The organism is Peribacillus huizhouensis (assembly GCF_014138605.1).
GTDB lineage: Bacteria > Bacillota > Bacilli > Bacillales > DSM-1321 > Peribacillus > Peribacillus huizhouensis.
The window spans coordinates 508,014-529,409 of record NZ_JACJHX010000001.1 but is presented as its reverse complement, the minus strand read 5'-3'; the positions used below and the strand labels follow the sequence as shown (position 1 = coordinate 529,409).

General features: G+C 37.3%; 21 protein-coding genes. 11 read left to right on the top strand and 10 right to left on the bottom strand.

The window, feature by feature from the left end; all coding sequences use genetic code 11:
* Nucleotides 1–40 precede the first annotated feature (40 nt).
* The 6 genes from HNP81_RS02460 to HNP81_RS02435 form a co-directional block, all read right to left on the bottom strand.
* Nucleotides 41–262 carry a spore germination protein gene (locus HNP81_RS02460; RefSeq protein ID WP_028393186.1) on the bottom strand — a complete coding sequence of 74 codons (222 nt, stop codon included), beginning with the start codon at nt 260–262 and terminating at the stop codon, nt 41–43.
* A gap of 193 nt (nt 263–455) precedes the next feature.
* The gene (locus HNP81_RS02455; RefSeq protein ID WP_028393185.1) at nt 456–866 is read right to left on the bottom strand and encodes a spore germination protein GerPE; all 411 of its coding nucleotides are present in this window, start codon (nt 864–866) and stop codon (nt 456–458) included.
* Between the two features lie 4 nt (nt 867–870).
* Nucleotides 871–1,053, bottom strand: coding sequence for a spore germination protein GerPD (locus HNP81_RS02450; protein ID WP_028393184.1), 183 nt, complete (start codon nt 1,051–1,053; stop codon nt 871–873).
* Entirely contained in the window at nt 1,043–1,657 is a 615-nt protein-coding gene (gene gerPC / locus HNP81_RS02445) for a spore germination protein GerPC (protein WP_182501438.1), read from the bottom strand. The genes HNP81_RS02450 and gerPC overlap by 11 nt, the downstream gene beginning before the upstream one ends.
* Nucleotides 1,658–1,727: 70 nt before the next feature.
* Complete coding sequence (locus tag HNP81_RS02440; RefSeq protein ID WP_028393182.1) at nt 1,728–1,955, bottom strand: spore germination protein GerPB; 228 nt, start codon at nt 1,953–1,955, stop codon at nt 1,728–1,730.
* 22 nt (nt 1,956–1,977) lie between these two features.
* Entirely contained in the window at nt 1,978–2,199 is a 222-nt protein-coding gene (locus tag HNP81_RS02435; RefSeq protein WP_028393181.1) for a spore germination protein, read from the bottom strand.
* 199 nt (nt 2,200–2,398) lie between these two features.
* Between HNP81_RS02435 and HNP81_RS02430 the strand changes: the two genes are divergently transcribed.
* From HNP81_RS02430 to HNP81_RS02420, 3 genes are all read left to right on the top strand, one after another.
* A complete protein-coding gene (locus tag HNP81_RS02430; protein ID WP_182501437.1) occupies nt 2,399–3,580 on the top strand; it encodes a DUF418 domain-containing protein in 1,182 nt (393 codons plus the stop codon).
* 23 nt (nt 3,581–3,603) lie between these two features.
* On the top strand, nt 3,604–4,497 hold the full coding sequence (locus tag HNP81_RS02425) for a fumarylacetoacetate hydrolase family protein (RefSeq protein WP_182501436.1): 894 nt from the start codon (nt 3,604–3,606) through the stop codon (nt 4,495–4,497).
* 96 nt (nt 4,498–4,593) lie between these two features.
* Entirely contained in the window at nt 4,594–4,944 is a 351-nt protein-coding gene (locus tag HNP81_RS02420) for a YisL family protein (RefSeq protein WP_182501435.1), read from the top strand.
* 158 nt (nt 4,945–5,102) lie between these two features.
* On the opposite strand, the gene HNP81_RS02415 is transcribed toward HNP81_RS02420, so the two are convergent.
* The gene (locus HNP81_RS02415) at nt 5,103–5,675 is read right to left on the bottom strand and encodes a DUF2777 family protein (RefSeq protein WP_182501434.1); all 573 of its coding nucleotides are present in this window, start codon (nt 5,673–5,675) and stop codon (nt 5,103–5,105) included.
* A gap of 708 nt (nt 5,676–6,383) precedes the next feature.
* Here HNP81_RS02415 and asnB point away from each other — a divergent pair.
* From asnB to HNP81_RS02380, 7 genes are all read left to right on the top strand, one after another.
* Nucleotides 6,384–8,234, top strand: coding sequence for an asparagine synthase (glutamine-hydrolyzing) (asnB, locus tag HNP81_RS02410; protein ID WP_182501433.1), 1,851 nt, complete (start codon nt 6,384–6,386; stop codon nt 8,232–8,234).
* A 763-nt stretch (nt 8,235–8,997) separates the two neighbouring features.
* Nucleotides 8,998–10,290: an extracellular solute-binding protein gene (locus tag HNP81_RS02405; RefSeq protein ID WP_028393175.1), complete on the top strand. Its 1,293-nt coding sequence runs from the start codon at nt 8,998–9,000 to the stop codon at nt 10,288–10,290.
* Nucleotides 10,291–10,518: 228 nt separating this feature from the next.
* On the top strand, nt 10,519–11,802 hold the full coding sequence (locus tag HNP81_RS02400) for a carbohydrate ABC transporter permease (protein ID WP_182501432.1): 1,284 nt from the start codon (nt 10,519–10,521) through the stop codon (nt 11,800–11,802).
* Nucleotides 11,803–11,804: 2 nt separating this feature from the next.
* Complete coding sequence (locus tag HNP81_RS02395; protein WP_028393173.1) at nt 11,805–12,647, top strand: sugar ABC transporter permease; 843 nt, start codon at nt 11,805–11,807, stop codon at nt 12,645–12,647.
* Nucleotides 12,648–12,687: 40 nt separating this feature from the next.
* Nucleotides 12,688–14,229, top strand: coding sequence for an alpha-amylase family glycosyl hydrolase (locus tag HNP81_RS02390; protein ID WP_182501431.1), 1,542 nt, complete (start codon nt 12,688–12,690; stop codon nt 14,227–14,229).
* Between the two features lie 123 nt (nt 14,230–14,352).
* Complete coding sequence (locus tag HNP81_RS02385; RefSeq protein WP_182501430.1) at nt 14,353–16,017, top strand: glycoside hydrolase family 13 protein; 1,665 nt, start codon at nt 14,353–14,355, stop codon at nt 16,015–16,017.
* A 241-nt stretch (nt 16,018–16,258) separates the two neighbouring features.
* Entirely contained in the window at nt 16,259–17,293 is a 1,035-nt protein-coding gene (locus tag HNP81_RS02380) for a LacI family DNA-binding transcriptional regulator (RefSeq protein ID WP_028393170.1), read from the top strand.
* Nucleotides 17,294–17,630: 337 nt separating this feature from the next.
* Here the strand turns inward: HNP81_RS02380 and HNP81_RS02375 are convergent, their stop codons facing one another.
* From HNP81_RS02375 to HNP81_RS02365, 3 genes are all read right to left on the bottom strand, one after another.
* On the bottom strand, nt 17,631–18,503 hold the full coding sequence (locus HNP81_RS02375) for an SDR family oxidoreductase (protein WP_028393169.1): 873 nt from the start codon (nt 18,501–18,503) through the stop codon (nt 17,631–17,633).
* Nucleotides 18,504–18,867: 364 nt separating this feature from the next.
* Nucleotides 18,868–19,359, bottom strand: coding sequence for a YajQ family cyclic di-GMP-binding protein (locus HNP81_RS02370; RefSeq protein WP_028393168.1), 492 nt, complete (start codon nt 19,357–19,359; stop codon nt 18,868–18,870).
* A gap of 154 nt (nt 19,360–19,513) precedes the next feature.
* Complete coding sequence (locus HNP81_RS02365) at nt 19,514–20,383, bottom strand: fatty acid kinase binding subunit FakB (RefSeq protein WP_028393167.1); 870 nt, start codon at nt 20,381–20,383, stop codon at nt 19,514–19,516.
* A gap of 139 nt (nt 20,384–20,522) precedes the next feature.
* Here HNP81_RS02365 and HNP81_RS02360 point away from each other — a divergent pair, with 139 nt between their 5' ends.
* Nucleotides 20,523–21,365 carry a YitT family protein gene (locus HNP81_RS02360; protein ID WP_028393166.1) on the top strand — a complete coding sequence of 281 codons (843 nt, stop codon included), beginning with the start codon at nt 20,523–20,525 and terminating at the stop codon, nt 21,363–21,365.
* Nucleotides 21,366–21,396: the final 31 nt, after the last annotated feature.

Sequence of the window (21,396 nt, the reverse complement as noted above, 5' to 3'; positions counted from 1 at the left end):
AGAACTGTATATAGTAGCTACGAGGTCCGCCCCTTCTAATTTAGTTATTCCCGGCAATAGGCTGATCAACACCAGCCAAATCAAGAATATTACTTCCACTTAGTCCATTTGCGTTAAAAATAAAGAGTCCCGTATTACCAGAACCAGAACCTGTTACAGATTTTGATGAGCTTTTCGGAGAAATGGCAAGCGAGTCACCAAATTGAACAATTCCTCCACCATCAATACTAGTTACTTGAACAGGACCAACGATAGCTGGCATGAAAATCATCCTTTTAAAAAAAATTTAGTATGAAAAAATAGAAAAAATCACATAGACTTGTTTTTTTTTAGTTAAATAGAAATTTAAATAATTCAGAAAACTGAATGTCACCCACGGGCTAATAGGATTAAGTCTTTAGTTCATCAAAGTAATCAGGTGAGGATTCTAATGGTTATACTTGTAGATCTTCGTTTTAGAGTTGAATAGTTCCTTCAGGTGGAGTACTAACATCTGATAGTTTCTTTGAAATATCGCGAATATGCATCACTCGGTTGCGCATCCTAATGTGGTCGGTATTCCCAATCCTAGCTACGGATGAAGAAGATATACCTTTAATCTTAATTGCACCTACAGAGATAAACGGTTGAAGCTGGTTCGTATTGATAACCATCGGCTCCACTATTGGCAAAAAGGTAGGATAAGATTGAAATATTGGATAATCGTTGAAATCTTTGTCATCGGTGTGCAAAATGTCTGAACGGCGTTGAATGGCTAATACATCATTCCCTCCATCAATAAATTGACAATCCCCAATTTGAAAAAATGAACTAAATGAAATGATCGTGATATTAATTCTCTCGACCTTTGAAATTCTAGAAAACATCCTATCATCCTTTTGGAGTTAGAGGGGCGAATGCAGTGCCGATAATTAATGATTCGGGTGGTGTATCAAAAGCAGAAGCAAGTTGGATCGTTTGCACATCTCCGATTAGAAATAAAGACGAGCTGGCTACTATACTGACGTCGATTTGCCCAACGCATAATTCACCATTGGTAATATTAAACTCCATGATTTGAATTCCCTCCTGGCTGTTTGTTTGACGCAATAATAAAATTTCGAACTGCGATGTGAATATCAGTATTGAGTTTTTCGATAATTTTTTGTTTAATCTGTTCGTGAAGATGTGGTGAACGTTCAGTAGGTGATGTTTGGTCTAAATATTGTTCAATTCTCTGCTGAAGCTGCCTTTCAAGATCATTTTGAATAAATTCATGATATGATGGGTCAACCTTAAAACCAAGTTCACTTTCAGTATCTTTAATCAGTGTATCAAGATTGGTAAGAATATGATTGTGAATATCGTGAATAAGTTCATTTCTTGCAGGAAACATGTATGGCTCAAAAGTTGAAGGATTCGATGAAGGTACAGCTAACTCTTCAATATTGCTCAGATCATTTGGATTTAAACCGATGTTCAAAGTTCCTTCAAGTGTTTCCACTTTCAATTGATCAAATTTATATTCAATTCGTTCAACATTGACAGTTGGTTTTGTTTTTAATTGTTCCAACTGTTCCAACAAGGATTGAACCGTGGACTCGAGGTTTTCGATGCGCTTATTTTGAGTAGAGAGATATTTCTGCATTTGAATAGTATAGTTGTAGAATTCATTCATCGTTCCAATCACCTCGCTTTTTTTGCCAAATGAAACTAGTTACATGTTTTATGAAAGACTAACATATTGGCTAATTTCTAGACACTTTTGTCGGTGGAAGTATAACTGCTTGCTGTCCGGTAGGAAGTGAAAAATCTGACTCTAGTTGTGGTGCAGGTTCAGTATATCCACCAGTATTAGCGAGCTGAGATAGAGGTTTAATGATACCAGCACTGCCAATTTGAAAAACAGAGGAATTCCCAACACTGGTTATTTTAATGCTATGAATGTGAATGTTTTGCTGAATATTAAAAATCATCAAGATTCCCCTCTCTGATACGTTAAATATTGAATAGAATTGGTTGATCAGTCACATCTGGATCATACGTATTTGTCGTACTGTTTCCGTTATATAATGAAATGTTATCTCCAGTATTGAATGAACCAGCACCAGCATAAGTTTTCGAAGTAGAAAATGGCATTACTTTATATACATCTCCAATATTGAAAACGCCGCTGCTTCCAAGGCTGATGACTTGAACGACCCCAACGATGGCCGGCATAAATAACTCCTCCTAAAAAAATTTACCTGCCATATACTATGTAATTTGTGCAACGATGTGATTCAATCGCCTAATCAATGCTTTAGAAATCTTTAATGAAAGAAGTAATGGAGCTGAATTTGAAAGAAATATATCGTTATTAAACAATTGAGTGTAAAATATTAGAAAAAGGAGAAAAACAGGGAGCTGAATACAAAGAATGAAACAAAATAGACAAATAAGTGATGGTAGGCAAAGAATTCAAAGTATTGATAGTTTAAGAGGACTAGCTATATTGGGGATCTTGCTTGTAAATATGCCTGATTTTCATTCACCTTTTTTACATGTAAATCCAATTGAATGGTGGAATAATGACCCAGATCGTACAATCTACATAATGGTTGATTTATTTGCTCAGGCAAGCTTTTACCCGATGTTTGCGTTTTTATTTGGTTTTGGCGCTGTGATTCTTGCAGAGCGAGTCCAAAGCAGAAATACGTCATTTCCAGTTGTATTTTCTAGAAGATTATTCTTTCTTTTGATAATTGGTTGCATTCATGCCTTTCTCATCTGGCATGGAGATATTCTAATCAATTATGCGCTGATCGGTTTTTTATTTCTGTTATTTTATAAAATGAGCGGGAAAACTCTCCTATGGGTTGGTTCTCTTCTCTTCGCCATTCCGGCGTTATTGCTCTGCTTATTGATGATGGTCGTATACGTTACAATGCCCGAAGAGGCTGCTATAATAACTGATTTAGATATGGTTCAGGCGTCTATTAAAGCGTATCAAACAGGTACTTTTACGGAGATTTTTCAGCAACGCTTTGTGGAGTGGTACATGGTAAATAATTTAGGAAGTAGTATCATTCTTATCATCTCAATATTTCCCTTGTTTTTGATCGGTGCAGGCTTTGCGAAACTTAAGTGGCTGGAGAGAACGAGAGAGCATCAGCGAAAACTAACGATTATTACTGTTGTTTGTTTAGTTTGCGGCGGTTTGCTTAAAGCAAGTCCGTACATTGCAGACTACAATTATTTTACGGTATCTCTTCAAGATATGATTGGCGGTCCAGTGATATCAATTTTTTATATTACTGCACTTGTACTACTCATGCAAAATAAATCCCTTGCAAAAATTTTAACACCACTAGCCAATGTCGGTAGATTATCCATGAGCAATTATTTGCTACAGTCTATTATTGGCACATTATTATTCTATTCGTATGGCTTTGGGTTATATGGTAAAATTTCTTTTACAACAGGAGTCGTACTAGTTGTTGTTATTTACTTTTTACAGCTCATACTCAGTACAATTTGGTTGAAGCATTATTACATGGGCCCTGTTGAATATGTCTGGCGATTTGCTACTTATGGTACTCGTCCAATGATGAAAAAGTAAACATAGCAAAGGGGATACTGATTATGAAATTCGGAACGGTAAAAGTGAATGGGGAGAGTCAAGTTGTACTCGTAGAAGAGAACCGTACAAATGTATTGCTACTGCAAGCTGCTGCAATACAAATGGGTGAAGTGATACCGGCAACACTTCTCGAATGTATTGCACAGGGTGAGTTTTTTTTACAAAATATAAAGAAAATTGAACAATGGGTATCCAAGCAAGAGAACAAATCAAAATTTTATGCCGATGATTTCGTTTGGGAAGCTCCAATTCCGCGTCCAGCAAAAAATATCTTTTGTGTAGGTAAGAATTATGCCAAACATGCTGTTGAGATGGGGAGTGAGGCAGATATACCTGAGCATATTATTGTATTTTCAAAAGCGCCCACGGCTGTGATTGGTCATGAGGCAAACATTCCTCGTCACGAAGATATAACAGGCGAACTCGATTATGAGGGTGAACTTGCTATTGTCATTGGTAAGAAGGGTAAAGGGATAAAACAGGATGAAGCGCTGAATTATGTGTTCGGGTATACGATTGTAAATGATATCACTGCAAGAGACCTGCAAGTAAATCATAAGCAATATTTACTTGGTAAGAGCTTGGATGGTTCATGCCCGCTTGGTCCGGTTATTGTAGAGAAGTCCGCGATTAAAAATCCTAATCAGCTTGATATTGAAACCCGAGTCAACGGTGAAATCAGACAGCAATCCAATACCGAACAATTTATTTTTCCAGTTGAAGAAATTATCGCGATTCTTTCAAAAGGTATGACGCTTGAACCAGGTGATATCATCGCCACAGGGACACCTGCTGGAGTAGGTAAAGGCTTTAAGCCGCCGAAATTTTTGCAAAAAGGGGACGAGATTTCGGTGAAAGTCAAGGGAATTGGAACACTTACAAATACTGTTCACTAAATGTTCAATAATTCCTGTAGCTGAGAATATAGTTTTGTTTTTAGATATTTGTCTATGATATGATGAAGGAGAAACTTTTAAGGGGGGCAATATATTTTGACACACTTAACACATGCGCATATTACCACTTGGGTAATCGCTATTATTCTACTATTCGTTGCACTAGCTCTGCATAATAGTGGAAAAACTAAAGGATTCAAAATCGTACATATGATTAATCGGGTATTTTACATCCTTATTATCCTAACTGGTGGAGCTTTGATGGGGTCTGCATTTGGTTTTTATTGGCTGAAAATGGTCTTAGGATTTATTGTTATCGCCGCAATGGAAATGATTTTAGTTAGAACCAAAAAAGGGAAAAGTACAGGAGTAATGTGGGCGTTATTTGTCATAGTTTTTTTGATTATTGGATATTATGGATTCTTCATCTTACCAAAAGGTGTATAACAATCCAAGATGAAATATATTTAAGAGGATGTCTCATAAAGTCTGAACCTTTCAACTTGCAGTATAGAGTGATACACAATCCGTGTAAACTGTGTAAAGAAGTTGTGAGTATGAAGCTTTACTTATGAGGCATCCTCTTTGCTATTTTTTGTTGAGTACTAGGAATGTTTAGAATTGATTTTTTCAATGATAATCCGTTTTCCTGTATTTATTGTGAATTCAAAACGGTCATGATTAGTAGATGTATAAAAGAAATGATGCTGTACAGAGCATACGGAAAGTTCGTTGTCGAAAACTAGGAAATTCACACCAGTTTTTGGGGATGCTCCTTCTGAAAAGTCAAGCTGATTATAACAGTAAATGCAATCGTGAATCGAGAAATCTAATGAATTTAAACTCGTGATAAACTGGACGAATGACTCTGTCTCTATTTTTTTCAATAATCTTTCAAATGATCCTAACAATGGTTTACGAATTTTTACTGTTTCTCCGTCATATAAATGGACCATATCGTTGTAGATTTTCACAAAGCCGTTTTCTTCAATGATTCCTCTGTACCAATTTTTTCTCCGATAGATATCTATATCTAAATTTGCATACTCTTCTAAAGAAGTAGCTTCGTCGGTTTCATTATCAAAAAAAACCCATTGGTGATTGATATTCTCAACCGTTCCTTCTAAAAATGAGCGATGTTGATGATTGATTAGGTTCATTCGTTGTTGATCATTCATAATTTACCTCCAAAAATGGATTACCTCCCCTTCTTTTTAGACAAAATGTCTCTTTTTTAAACCATAAAGCATAGATTTATTACCCCAATTTTAATTAGAAGAAACAGAAAAGTATAGAATGAGCAAGAAAATTGGGTAATAACTCTGGATAGACATTTATTATCTTTCAAAGCACCAGTGGAGTACGACAATTTATATATCCTAATCGTAATTAGCGATCTTTCTTGAGGATAACCTTTACATACCAAAAATTTTACTTTATCGGACAAATAACCATTCATCAACTTTTGCATAGGCTATTTTATACTCTCGCTGCATGGCTCATTTGAGAATGTGTCAATGTAGGGCTTGAATAAGGAATCAGCAGATAAAGTGAAACTTCCACTAGTTGGGGGATTTCCCACTAATGATTAGTCCCGTTCTTGTGTCGCTAAATCTTCAGCTAATGCTTCGATAAAGCAACACTACGAACCTGATTTAATGAATCAGACCAGACTAAGTACGTCTCGTTCTTCGGCAACGTCTGTGTGACCCACATCCCGTGGGCGCAAACTTTATCTCTGATTACGTATCTACGTATCTGTAAGTTTCACTGTATCTCGCCAATCGGGGTATTACAGCCTGTTATAAACCGGGATACATCTAAGAAATACTAATAGGGCGAATTGTATAGTAAATTTTGCGATGCTGATTGAAAGGATGAAGGTTATGTGTGGTATTACAGGTTGGGTTCACTTTCAACGAGATCTGCGCAAGGAAAGTATGGTTATAGAACAGATGACGAATACACTGGTCAAAAGAGGTCCAGATGAACATAATATTTGGCATGATTCCCATGTGTTGTTTGGTCATCGCCGATTGACTGTCGTCGATTCAGAAGGTGGCAAACAGCCAATGGAAAAAGAGAAAGATGGTAATTCTTATATCCTTTGCTACAACGGTGAACTTTATAATACTGAAGATCTTCGTAAAGAACTACTATTAAAAGGATATTCCTTTAAAGGTCATTCTGATACAGAAGTTTTACTAACTTCTTATATAGAATGGAAAGAAAAATGCGTAGATTTTTTTAATGGCATCTTTGCCTTTGCTATCTGGGATGTGAACGAGCAAAAATTATTTATTGCGAGAGATCGTTTAGGTGTGAAGCCGCTTTTTTACACAGAAAAAAATGGCGGTTTTTTGTTCGCTTCAGAGCTGAAGGCCATTCTAGCGCATCCTGAAGTGAAGGCTGAAGTAACAAGAGAAGGTTTGGCCGAAATATTTGGGTTAGGACCATCACGTACGCCTGGTAATGGAGTATTTCACGGCATGAAGGAACTTAGACCTGCGCATGCATTAACTCTGTCGCAGCAAGGGCTTCGAATATGGCGTTATTGGAATGTGAAAAGTATGGAACATCAAGATACGCTTGAAGAAACATCTGAGAAGGTGAAGTTTCTTGTTTGCGATGCTGTGACTCGCCAGCTCGTTTCAGATGTACCATTATGTACGTTCCTATCAGGTGGTGTTGATTCTAGTGCAATAACAGCAATCGCTGCGGATTCCTATGAAAAAACTGGAAAAGGAAGGCTGCATACGTATTCGATTGATTATGAAGGTAATGATAAGTTTTTTCAATCTAATGAATTTCAACCAAATTCTGATGATAAATGGATTAAGCTAATGTCAGATCAATTCAACACCGTCCATCATAATTCAGTCATTACTCAGGAAACATTAATTGATTATTTAACCGAGGCCGTCAAAGTAAGAGACTTTCCCGGAATGGCAGATGTAGACTCTTCCCTATTGTGGTTTTGCAAGGAAATCAAACAAGACTTTACCGTAGGTCTTTCGGGCGAATGCGCAGACGAAATATTTGGGGGATATCCGTGGTTTCATCGGAGTGAAGATTTGAATCGAACAGGGTTTCCATGGATGCGCTCCACAGCAGAACGAGTTTCATTGCTAAAAGAAAATTGGCGAAGCAAATTATGGCTAGAAGAATATGCTGAAGCTAAATACTTGGAGACGCTAGCAGAAATGCCAAGACTATATGGAGAAACAGGCGAAGAAGCAAAAAGAAGAGAACTATTTTACTTGAATATTGTATGGTTTATGACTACGCTGCTTGATCGGAAAGATAGAATGAGCATGGGGGCAAGTCTTGAGGTTAGGGTGCCATTTGCCGACCATCGTCTAGTGGAATATGTTTGGAATATCCCATGGGAAATGAAAATGACAGGAAATCGGGAAAAAGGAATTTTGCGAAAAGCGTTAGAAGGCCTGCTGCCAGAAGAAATCTTATATCGTAAAAAAAGTCCCTATCCGAAAACACATAATCCAGTGTACACGAATGGAGTTCAATCATGGCTAAAGCATATACTTGAGGATCGGACCTCGGTTCTTCATGAGTTTTTTGAGAAACAAAAGCTTAACGACTTGATCGAAACTAAAGGGGAAGCGTTTAAAGAACCGTGGTTTGGTCAGCTTATGTCCGGTCCACAGCTTTTAGCACATCTGGCTCAAATCGATGTGTGGTTTAAGACATATGGAATTCAAGTCATTGAATCATAGAAGACTAGAATTTGTCCTGCGTTAACGGGCAGTAAAACCCTAATTGGTGAGATACAGTGAAACTTACCGATGCGTGAACAGAGGTTTAAGTTGAGGCAAACAGGATGGGGGGGCACTCAGACGGAGACATGAGGACGCGGCGTACTTAGTCTGATTTCGTTGACCTTAGTTCGTACTGTTGATTAATTGAAGGAATGCAAAGATCTTAGCGACAGTAGTACAGGACTAACAATCAGTGGGGAATGAAGAAAACCCACTGATTGAAGTTTCACTTTATGTGATACCATATAGCGATTAAACCTTCTGTTAAAGAGGATTTGAAGTATATTTTATGTTAATGTAGAAGGGGGAGAGGTGTCAGACCTCGCACTCTAAATCAGTATGTCGAGTATCGTACACTGTATTTAGTTGTTGTGGGGTTTGACCCTTTTTTTGTGAGTCCCTCTTATTTTTTGATGTAATAATCTAGTGTTTAAGGCATTTTCAGATTAATCTTATAAACTAAAATTAAAAAGTCCTAAAATTTCACTTGTAAAAATCAAGAATAATTGTATAATTAAGTTTATAAAGTAGTGCAATCGGTTTCACAAATTATTCCTGGACCTAAGAAAGCTAAAAGTCTTTATTTTTGAAGAAAGTTTCAAAGATAAAGATACACAATTTTATTATCGGGATAATTTGATAGCGTTTACATATTTGGTTTCCAGCAACAAGTGCGCAAACGATTGCTGACTTAAATCAAAACGCAAATGGGGGTTAAATCATGAAAAAGGCACTGTCTATTTTTATGATGCTTATGTTGCTTCTAGGTATACTTGTTGCATGTGGAGCTCCTGAACGGGAAACTAGATCAAAATCTCCAGACGAAACAAAAAATAAAGATAAAACAGCTGAGGAAGCTAAGCCAGAAAAACTAATTGTGTGGGAAGACATTGATAAAGCTGTAGCCTTAAAGCCAGCTATTGCATCTTTTGAAAAAGAATATGGCATTAAAGTTGAATTTCAAGAGTTAAACATGGCTGATAAAATGCGCGATCAATTACGACTAGATGGTCCAGCCGGAAAAGCTCCTGATGTCGTGACATTGCCTCATGACCAAATTGGTCAAGTGGTAATTGAGGGGTTGATTCAAGAAATCAATGTATCAGATGATGTACTTGATACATTTACTGAATCATCTGTAAATGCTCAAATGTATGATGGGAAATTATTCGGTTTGCCCAAAGCGACTGAAACACCTGTATTCATTTATAATAAAGCATTAATGAGTAAAGCTCCGGCAACGATGGATGAACTCTATACTGAAGCAAAAGCATTAACAAAAGGCGGCCAATACGGATTTTTGGCGCTTTGGGATAACTTTTACTTTGCACATGGTGTAATTGCAGGGATGGGAGGCTATGTATTTAATCAAACTGATAATGGCCTTGATCCAAAAGATCTTGGTTTGAATAACATCGGTGCGGTTGAAGGAGCAAAATACATCCAAAAATGGTACAAAGAAGGACTATTCCCTAAAGGAATCATCGGGGATAACGGGGGTTCTACTAAAGACGGTTTATTTAACCAAGGTAAAGTAGCCTCTGTTATGGATGGGCCGTGGGCATTCCAAGGAATGAAAGATGCTGGAATTGATATCGGTATCTCTGAGTTGCCAACATTGCCAAATGGTGAGCATATGAAAACGTTTATGGGTGTTAAAGGCTGGAATGTGACAGCATTTACGAAACATCCATACTGGTCAACAAAACTAATCGAATGGTTGACAAATGAAGAAAATGCAAAAATCCGATTTGAGTTAACGCAAGAAATTCCACCTGTCAAAACGTTAATCGAGGATCCGATTATTACCGATAATGAAGGAGCTAAAGCTGTGGCCATTCAATCACAATATGCTGTTCCAATGCCCAATATTCCAGAGATGGCAGAGGTATGGGAGCCAGCAGGATCGGCATTACAAACGATTGCAACTGGAAAAGCTGAACCAAAAGCAGCGATGGATGATGCAGTAAAATCAATCGAAACAAACATTACAACAAACCATCCTTCTGAATAATGGAATATAACTGCAGGAGCCAAGAAGTAATAATGTTAATGGTCAGAGCCCTTTAAGGAAGATAATTAGGTTGGAAAGCGGCGTTAAGCCGTTTTTTAACCCATTCAGAGGCAAGCGTTTGCGCACTCAAGAGGCTCTCTATTTAGTGAAGCCATTTGAAATCCAATATTAATGGTTAAGTAAACAGGGATCAATAATACTCTCCTACTGAAAGGGAGGCAGATTGATATGGATGGTATAAATCCAGCAATTAAACACGGCAGAAATGCTGCACTTTTATCGATCATCCCTGGATTTGGCCAGTTTTATAATAAACAATATGTAAAAGGATTTATCTTTCTTCTGTTAACAATCGCCTTTTTCGCTAGTTTCTTAGATACATTGAATTGGGGATTTTGGGGATTATTCACACTAGGAACCATTGCTGGGCTTGATCATTCAATTTTCTTGCTGATTGATGGGATTATTGCCTTAATCATTTCGGTGATTGGACTTGGTATTTATATAGTCAATATTTACGATGCGTATAACTCGGGGAAAAAGCGCGACCATGGATTAGCGATTTCTTCAGTCAAGGAACAATATCATAATTTACTAGATAGTGGCTTTCCTTATTTAATGGTGTCACCAGGTTTTCTGTTATTAATCTTTGTTGTCATTTTCCCGATATTATTCGTTATTTTATTATCTTTTACGAATTACGATTTATATCATTCACCGCCGGCAAAGCTAGTAGACTGGGTTGGGATACAAAACTATATCGATATTTTTAAGTTGGACTTATGGCGCAAAACATTTTTTGGCGTTCTTGGATGGACGATTGTATGGACATTTGTGGCAACAACTCTCCAGGTGGCACTTGGTATTTTCCTGGCGATACTTGCCAACCAAAAAGATTTAAAAGGTAAAGCGATTATCCGGACGGTATTTATACTACCATGGGCAGTGCCGGCTTTTGTCTCAATCCTAATTTATTCAGGAATGTTTAATGAATCATTCGGTGTTATTAATACAGGTATTCTTCATGCATTTGGTATTGATCCAGTTCCTTGGATGACTGAAGAAAACTGGACTAGGCTTGCTCTAATATTTATTCAGACATGGTTAGGATTTCCATTTATATTTGCAATGACAACTGGTGTTCTTCAATCGATTCCCGATGAATTATATGAAGCGGCAAATGTGGACGGAGCGACCATTTGGCAGAAATTCATGAAGATTACCTTACCGATGATTTTATTTACGACAGCACCGATATTGATCACGCAATATACCTTTAATTTTAATAACTTTAATGTCATCTTCTTATTTAATGGTGGTGGTCCTGCGATTCCAGGTCAAAACGCAGGCGGTTCAGATATTTTGATTTCATGGATTTATAGTCTTACTATGACATCTGCTCAATATGGGAAAGCGGCTGCTATTACCATGCTATTATCAATAGTTGTTGTGACAGTTGCACTTTGGCAATTTAAACGATCTAAATCGTTTAAAGAGGAGGGGATGAACTAATCATGGGTATGAAAAAAAACAAAATGATTCGCTTAACTGTTTCGTACCTGATCATCCTTCTGATGTGTGTAGTCATTATTTATCCACTGCTATGGGTAATCGGTTCTTCCTTTAACCCTGGTCAAAGTTTATCTGGCGCATCAATGTTTCCGAAGAATCCAACAATCGCACACTATGCGCATTTATTCAACCCGGAAAAATCAAATTATCTTTACTGGTACATGAACTCTCTTAAAATTAGTATTATTACAATGATTTCGACAGTCATTCTAACGTCGATTACAGCGTATTCCTTCTCTAGATATCGTTTCATTGGACGGAAAAATGGACTGCTTACGTTTCTAGTGTTACAAATGATCCCTAACTTTGCCGCATTAATTGCGCTTTATGTATTGGCGGTTCGTACAGAGTTAATTGATACACATCTCGGATTAATTTTAATTTATGTTGGCGGTCAAATTCCGATAAACACGTGGTTAATGAAAGGCTATTTAGATACAATTCCTAAAGAGCTTGATGAATCGGCAAAAATAGACGGAGCAAGTCATATGAGAATATTCGTGCAAATCATCATGCCGCTTGCTAAACCAATCATTGCTGTTGTTGCTTTGTTCGCATTTATTGCTCCATTCGCTGATTTCATCTTAGCAAGAATTATGCTAAGAAGTAATGAGAAATTTACAATGGGGGTTGGGTTATATGAAATGGTAGCGAAACAATTCGGAAATGAATTTACGACATTTGCAGCAGGGTCTGTCTTAATTGCCCTACCGATTGCAATGTTATTCCTCTGTTTCCAAAAATACTTCGTTTCAGGTTTGACGGCAGGGGGCACGAAAGGCTAATCTTAAAGGCGTGAAGAAGTTACATAAGGGGGAAGCAGAGATGAGAAAAAAAGCAATTTCACTCATCTTGCTTTTGTTCTTACTTATTTACGCCCTACCCGCAGGTGCTGTTGAAAAGGAAGAACGAACATGGCAAGATGAAATCGTTTATTCATTAATGATTGACCGTTTTAATAATGGGGATACAAAAAATGATAAAGAGGTGGATGTAAATGATCCACTTGCTTATCAAGGTGGTGATTTTGCCGGGATCATAGAGAAGCTTGATTATATTAAAGATATGGGATTTACAGCGATTATGCTGACTCCAATCTTTGATAATGAGGCTTTCGGCTATCACGGGTACTGGATTAAGGATTTCTATAATACGGATGAGCATTTTGGAACGATCGATGAATTCAAGAAGCTTGTAGCAGAAGCTCATAAGCGGGATATGAAAATTATCCTTGATTTTGTAGTCAACCATGTAGGACCGAATCACCCTTGGGTAAACGATCCAAAAAAGCAGGATTGGTTCCATGAAAAGAAAGGTATCACAAATTGGAATGATCAGAATCAAGTGGAAACTGGCTGGTTACATGACTTACCTGATTTAAATCAAGATTACCCAGAAACACGTGCGTACTTATTGGATGCTGCTAAATGGTGGATTCAAGAAACCGATGTTGATGGATATCGCTTAGATACAGTAAAGCATGTAGATAAAAGTTTTTGGAATGATTTTTCTAAAGCAGTCAAAGAAGAGAAGAAAGATTTCTACTTGATTGGTGAGATTTGGCTAGATGATCCTACTGTCATTGCTAGCTATCAAGAAACAGGTATTGATGGCTTTATGGACTTTTCACAAAACGCCAGCATGCGAGATGCTTTTTCTAAGCCTGATCAATCATTGAATTTTGTTTTCACTGCACTAGATAGAAACGAAAAGTTATTCACGCATCCGGAATGGAATGGGAAATTTATAGATAACCATGATATGACCAGGTTTACTCATGAAATCGCTGCAAATAATGAAAATCAAGAGACTCGTTGGAAGCTTGCTTTAACGTATATGTATACAACACCTGGAATCCCAATCATCTATTATGGTTCAGAAATTGCCATGAACGGTGGAAATGATCCAGACAACAGAAGATTTATGGGCTTTAAAGCTGAACCTGTGTTAATTGATTATATTACGAAATTAAGTGAAATAAAGCAGCAGCATCCGGCACTAATGAAGGGTGACTTGGAACTGCTTCATGTTAATAATAGTACAGCTGTTTATAAACGAACTTTTCAAAATGAAACAATTATTGTTGCAATTAATAATTCATCGAAGTCACAAACGATAGACGTAGACGCTAATAAATTGGGAAATGACAAAGAGTTAAGAGGATTGGTTGGATATGATTTAGTACGCAATAATGATGGGAAATATCCGATTATAATTAATCGTGAAAAGGCTGAGATCTATACGGTGTCAGAAAAATCAGGCCTGAATATTCCGTATTTGATTACAATGGGAGTTGTCATTTTTGCATTTGTTATGTTCATTGTCTTCATTTTGAAAAGATCAAAGCGTAATCGATCTTTCAAATAGCAAATGAGCCTCTCCCGTATCTATTTTAAAGGCCGATCATAAGTATATTCAAAATTTCAAATGGTACTTATAAGAATTTCACTTAAAAGAAAGCCGATACAATGAGAATCGGGAGGGGATTTAATGAAAAAGCAATGGTGGAAAGAGGCAGTCAGTTATCAAATTTATCCGAGAAGTTTTATGGATAGTAATGGCGATGGCATTGGGGATATTAAAGGAATAATGTCTAAGCTTGATTATCTTAAGGAACTAGGGATTGATGTGATTTGGATTTGTCCATTTTTCAAGTCACCAAATGCGGACAATGGTTACGATATTAGTGATTATCAAGATATTTCTGGGCAATTCGGTACGATGGAGGAATTCGACGAGCTGTTGGCAGAAATACATGCACGTGGAATGAAGCTAATTTTAGATTTGGTATTAAATCATACAAGTGATGAGCACCCATGGTTTATCGAATCAAGATCTTCAAAGGATCATCCTAAACGTGATTGGTATATTTGGAAAGAAGGAAAAGGGGATTTACCTCCAAACAATTGGGAAAGTATCTTCTCTGGAAGCTCGTGGGAATACGATGCTGTAACAGATGAATATTATTTACATCTTTTCGCAACAAAACAGCCAGATTTAAATTGGGAGAACCAAGAAGTTCGCAAAGCTTTGTATGACATGGTAAATTGGTGGCTGGATAAAGGAATTGATGGTTTCCGTGTTGACGCAATCAGTCATATAAAAAAACGGGAAGGATTCCCAGATATGCATAATCCATATGGCCTTAGTTATGTACCAGCATTTGATATGCATACAAACCAAGAAGGGATTCAAACTTTTCTCCAGGAATTAAAAGAAGAAACCTTCGCCAAATGCGATATTATGACTGTTGGCGAAGCAAATGGAGTTGGAATTCACCAAGCAGATGACTGGGTTGGTGAACGAAACGGGAAGTTTGATATGATTTTTCAATTTGAACATCTTGGCCTTTGGAGAAAAGGAATTGACAAAGACGTTGATGTTGTCCAACTAAAGGAAACTCTTTCAAAATGGCAAACTAGTTTGCATGAAAAAGGCTGGAATGCTTTGTTTTGGGAAAATCATGATCAGCCTAGAAGTGTGTCAAGCTGGGGAAATGATACGGATTATTGGAAAGAAAGTGCAAAAATGCTTGCGGCTTGCTATTTCTTTATGCAAGGAACTCCATTCATTTACCAAGGCCAGGAAATTGGCATGACGAATGTCCAGTTTGAATCAATTCAAGATTATGATGATGTCGGTATGATTAATTTTTACAATATTGAAGTGGCTAAAGGTACTCCCCATAATGATGTGATGGAAGTAATATGGAACAGTGGGAGAGATAATTCAAGAACGCCAATGCAATGGAATGATTGTGAAAATGCAGGCTTCACGGAAGGAACTCCTTGGATGAAAGTAAATCCAAACTATAAATCTATAAACGTTGAACAGCAGAAAAAAGATTCTGATTCGATTTATCATTTTTATAAAAAAATGATTCAGCTTAGAAAGAATCATGAAGTGTTTGTGTATGGTGAATATAAGCTGCTGCTTAAGGAGCATCCTTGTGTATATGCATATACTAGGTCAATAGAAAATCAATCTGCGGTTGTGCTTAGCAATTTCAAAAATGCGGAACAAACAATTAGCCTATCGGAAATCAAAGTAGAAGCCTCACAGCTACTGCTAACGAATTATTCAGATAGTGATGCTTGTCTCACAAATGAAATAATCCTACGTCCTTATGAAACAAGAGTCTACTTGTATAAATAAGATTAGGCGGAGCGGATTAGTAAGTATCGCTCCGCTTTTTTATATTTACAGCAGACGCTCATGGATGTTTTTTATAATTAAAACCCTGACGGTGCGGAGCTGTTCTTGCGAGCCACGTTCCTTAACCACAGAAAAAAATTAGAAAATGGATGCAAAAACGTAATTTCAAAGGTATGATAGTTACATAATTTTTATTTAGTATTAAAATTAAATGTAAGCGCTTAGAGAGGAGTGATGAATCATGGCAATTACAATAAAAGATGTTGCAAAATTGGCGAGTGTTGCCCCCTCAACTGTTTCACGTGTCATCGCAAATAATCCTCGAATAAGCGAAAAAACAAAGGTTCGTGTCCGAGAAGCGATGGTAGAGTTAGGGTATCATCCAAATTTTATTGCACGAAGTCTTGCGAGTCAATCTACTCAAGTTATCGGCCTAGTATTACCAAACTCTTCTGATGTTTTTTTTCAAAATCCATTTTTTTCAACAGTCCTTCGAGGATTAAGTGAAGGTGCTCATGAAAAACAATATGCATTGCAAATGAGTACCGGAAAAACGGAAGAACAAATTTATCAAGATGTTGTCAATATGGTTCAAGGTGGAAGAGTAGATGGTATTATTCTACTTTATTCGCGAACAGATGATAAAATTTTGAAATATTTACGTGATCGTGAATTTCCGTTTGTCGTCATTGGCAGACCATATGAGTGGGAAGAAGAAATTACTCATGTGGATAATGATAATTACCGGGCTTCTCGGGAAGCGACGGAATATTTAATCAATCTAGGTCACAATAAAATTAGTTTTATCGGGGGGAACAAAAACCTAGTAATGACAATGGAGCGCCTGCAAGGGTACCAAGAGGCTTTAAAAAGTGCAGGACTTCCAATTGTTCCTGATTATATTAGACATGATGAATTCTTACTTGAACGAGGCCAAGAGGCTATACAGGGATTATTATTATTAGAAACACCACCAACCGCACTACTTGTAACTGATGAGTTAATGGCAATAGGAGTTGTGAACACATTAACGAAACTAGAAGTAGAGGTACCAGCGAATATGTCTATTGTCAGCTTTAATAACGCCTTTTTTTCTGAGTTAGCTAGACCACAATTAACTTCAATTGACATAAATATATTTGACTTAGGCTACCAGGCTGCGAAAAGCTTGATTCAGATGTTATTAAACCCTAAAGAACCAGTGAAGCGAATTATCGTTCCTCATCAGCTGATTGAACGGGTTTCCTGTACGAACGTGCAAAGTATAAAAAAATAAAATTTAACTAACATATAGCGGGGCTTCATCCCCCGATGATTGTTAGCCCGTTCTACTGCCAATAGATCAAAGCACAAGCTTCGATCTATTGACAGTATGAACTAAGGTTCAATGTATCATAGACTAAGTTCGCCGCGTCCTTTAGGCTTTCGTCTATGTGACCCACACCCTGTGGGCGCAAACTATACTTCTGCGTAACTCTAGGTAAGTTTCACTCTATCTCACCAAAACCACATTAAAGAGATGTCTCAAGTCAGACATCGCAGTCGCATACAAGAGAAGTAAAACACGATTTACTGAATGTTAAAACGATGACCGTTTGAGACATCCTGATTAATCATCCATTTATGACAGTGCCGCCATTTACATGTATTGTTTGTCCACTAATATAACTTGCATCATCACTTGCTAGAAACACATAGGCACCTGCAAGCTCTTTAGGTTGACCAGCTCTGCCCATTGGGGTATCCGCTCCGAATTTAGCGACATCTTTTTCATCGAATGATGCTGGAATTAAAGGTGTCCAAATTGGACCTGGCGCCACATTATTGACACGAATTCCATCTTTCGAAATGGAATTGGAAAGAGCTCTTGTAAAGGAAACAATAGCTCCTTTTGTAGAAGAGTAATCGATCAATTTGGGATTTCCTTCATACGCAGTGATGGAAGCTGTATTAATGATACTGCTGCCTTTTTTAAAATGTGGCAGTGCTGCCTTGGTTAGGTGGAACATAGAGAAGATATTCGTTCTGAATGTTTTCTCAAGTTGCTCGGCTGTAATATCAAGGAAGTTTTCCTGAACATGCTGCTCCCCAGCGTTATTTACTAGAATATCTAATGTACCAAACTCCGCAATTGTTTGATCTACTACTTTTTTGCAAAAAGATTCATCTCCTATATCACCTGAAAGTAGAAGACATTTTTGACCTTCATTTTCGATAAGTTCTTTTGTTGTTTCTGCATCACTTTGTTCCTCTAGATAGACAATTACAACATTTGCGCCTTCTTTTGCATAGTAAATAGCGACTGATTTACCAATTCCACTATCACCACCTGTAATAATCGCAGTTTTTCCTTTTAATTTTCCGCTTCCTTGATACTCTGAACAGACGGAATCTGGTTTTGGATGCATTTCTGATTCAACACCAGGTTGATGACTTTGGTGCTGTGGTGGAAATGTTTGCTTATTTTGCTTGTCATTGTTAGCCATATATAAACCTCCTAAATCTTAATATCTACATCTTTCATATTCCTTCGAATTGAAAAATAAAAACGTGGAAAAATTTGGAGTAAACATTAGAACTGAGGCAGGAAAGGATTTCGAGAGAATAAAGAGAACGGTGCCAGAGCCAAAATCTACTAAATATCTTTTAGATAACATGTAATTGACATGTAAAACGGTGTATAGAGTGTGAGGACTTCCCCTTTTTGGAACGTAGCGTCATAATCCTACTTTGTTAAAATTACATATCATTCCCTTAATTACAGCAATAATTAGCATAATCGCCTAACTAAGAAAAAAGCAGCCTAGGAAGTTAACGGACGTACTTCCTAGACTGCTTATCTTTATTACATTAGCGATAATTCATAAACTGTACATCAATAGACAAATCTGCACCACGGATGGCAGAGATAATGGCTTGCAGGTCGTCTCGGTTCTTACCGGTTACACGAATTTGATCATCTTGAATTTGGCTTTTCACCTTCAGGCCACTATTTTTAATTATTGTATTAATTTTCTTGGCCTGATCTTTATCAATCCCTTGGATAAGCTTTGCACGCTGGCGAACGGTACCGCCTGAAGCACCTTCAATTTTACCGTAATCCAAGTTTTTGATAGGAACATTACGTTTTACCAATTTACTGATCAATACGTCTTTTAGTTGATCAAGCTTGTATTCATCATCAGAAACTAGAACAAGCTCTTCTTTGTCGAGTGTAATCGTGCTAGAGCTTCCTTTAAAATCATAACGAGTTTGAATTTCTTTCATTGCCATAGTTACAGCATTTGTTACTTCTGAAAAATCAACTTGTGAAACAATATCAAATGAACTATCTTTAGCCATTTTTTACCTCCTGCAGTACGTTTATTTCTACTATTATAGTGAATGTGGCTATGTAACACAACTAAAGTGCATACATGAAGTTGTGTTATATAGATAAAGTGAAACTTCAATCAGTGGGGTCTTACTGTCTGTTAATAGCGATAAAAGCAGTAAATTATAATGACGTTTTTGGTAACTTATTTAAGAAAAATAATGCAACGGTTCCTGGTCCTGCATGAGAGCCAATAACTGCACCAATCGAATTTATTACAAATCTTTCTGTTCCAAATTCGTCTTGAATAGCTTGCTTCCATTCAAGCGCAGTCTCTTCATTATCCGCATGGCTGATTGCGATGGTTTGTTTGTCTAAATTTGTCCCACGTTCATGCATAATTTCAATAACTCGTTTTAATAATTTTTTTTTGCCGCGGATTTTTTCAAGGGGAATCAATTTACCAGCTTCAACATGAAGCAGTGGTTTGATGTTCAAAAGCCCACCGACTATTGCAGAAGCTTTTGAAATTCGCCCGCCGCGTGCAAGGTACTCGAGATCGTCAACTGTGAATAAATGTTCCATATGTTCGGCTTGGAAAGTGATATTCTCTACTAATTCTTCCTTTGAAGCGCCATTGTTAGCAGCATTAACCGCAGATTTAACGACAAGTCCATATCCAAGGGAGGCACATTTTGTATCGATAATTTCTAAATCAAGATCAGGATATTCTTCTTTTACTTGATTTCGGGCCATTACAGCCGTTTGATATGTACCTGATAATTCAGATGAAAAAGCGATATATATCCCTTGTTTCTTTTCTTTAGCTAACTCCGTAAATAATTCAATCAAATCTTCTGGAGCTGCTTGAGCGGTTTTAGGAGATTTTCCGGTACGCATGGCCTCATAGACTTCATTCGGCTTAATGGTTTTTAGATCTTGATAATTTTCTCCGTCAAGCAGAACTTGTAATGGAATAAAGCGAATGTCGTTCTCTTTATAGTAAGACAGTGGCAAATCGCTTGCACTGTCAGCAAGGATGGCGATTGTCATGATTACACCTGCTTTCTAAAACTTGAATATATATGACTACTCATAGTGTAGCATGTCAATGAAAAAAAACAATCCACTTAAGCATGGAATAACAGCTTAAGGGTAGAAGGATACTATAGATAAAGATTGGGGGCAAAATATGTCTATTTTAGAAGTAAAGAAAATTATTATTGTAATAATCGGTGCGCTTTTTAACGCGGTTGCTATGAATCTGTTCCTGATACCTGCCAACATTTATGCAAGTGGGTTTACAGGAGTTGCTCAATTATTATCTACTTTACTTAAAACATATGCACCGTTTGACATTTCAACAGGAATTATTTTGTTTGTCTTAAACGTTCCGATTACGATTATTGCTTGGCAAAAAGTCGGTCGCTCATTTACGGTATATAGCTTTATTAGCGTCGGATTAATGACTGTATTTATGGAAGTAATTCCTGTTTATAAAATGTCACCTGATATTTTATTAAATGCAGTATTTGGTGGAGTTATAGCAGCTATTGGGGTAGGGATTACTCTGAAATACGGGGCATCGACTGGAGGAATGGATATTATCGCAATGCTCCTTTCCCGTGTTAAGGATAAGCCGGTTGGTACATACTTATTTCTACTGAATGGAATCATCATCGTGACTGCAGGCGCAATATATGGACCAGAAAAGGCGCTTTATACGCTTGTTACCCTTTATACTTCAACTAGAGTCATCGATGCTATCCACACACGTCACGAGAAGCTTACAGCGATGATTATTACGAAGAAAGGAGAGGAGCTTAAGCGTGCCATTCACTCAAAACTAGTTCGCGGCATTACTACAGTCCCAGTAAAAGGGGGGTATACAAACGAAAACAAAGAGATGATATTAATCGTGATTACCCGCTATGAGCAGTATGACTTAGAGAAAATCATCAATGAAGTGGATCCTAAAAGCTTTACGAACATTCTTCAAACAACAGGCATAGTTGGCTTGTTTCGAAAGGAGTAAAAAAGAGTCGGACCCACACTCCTATATACAG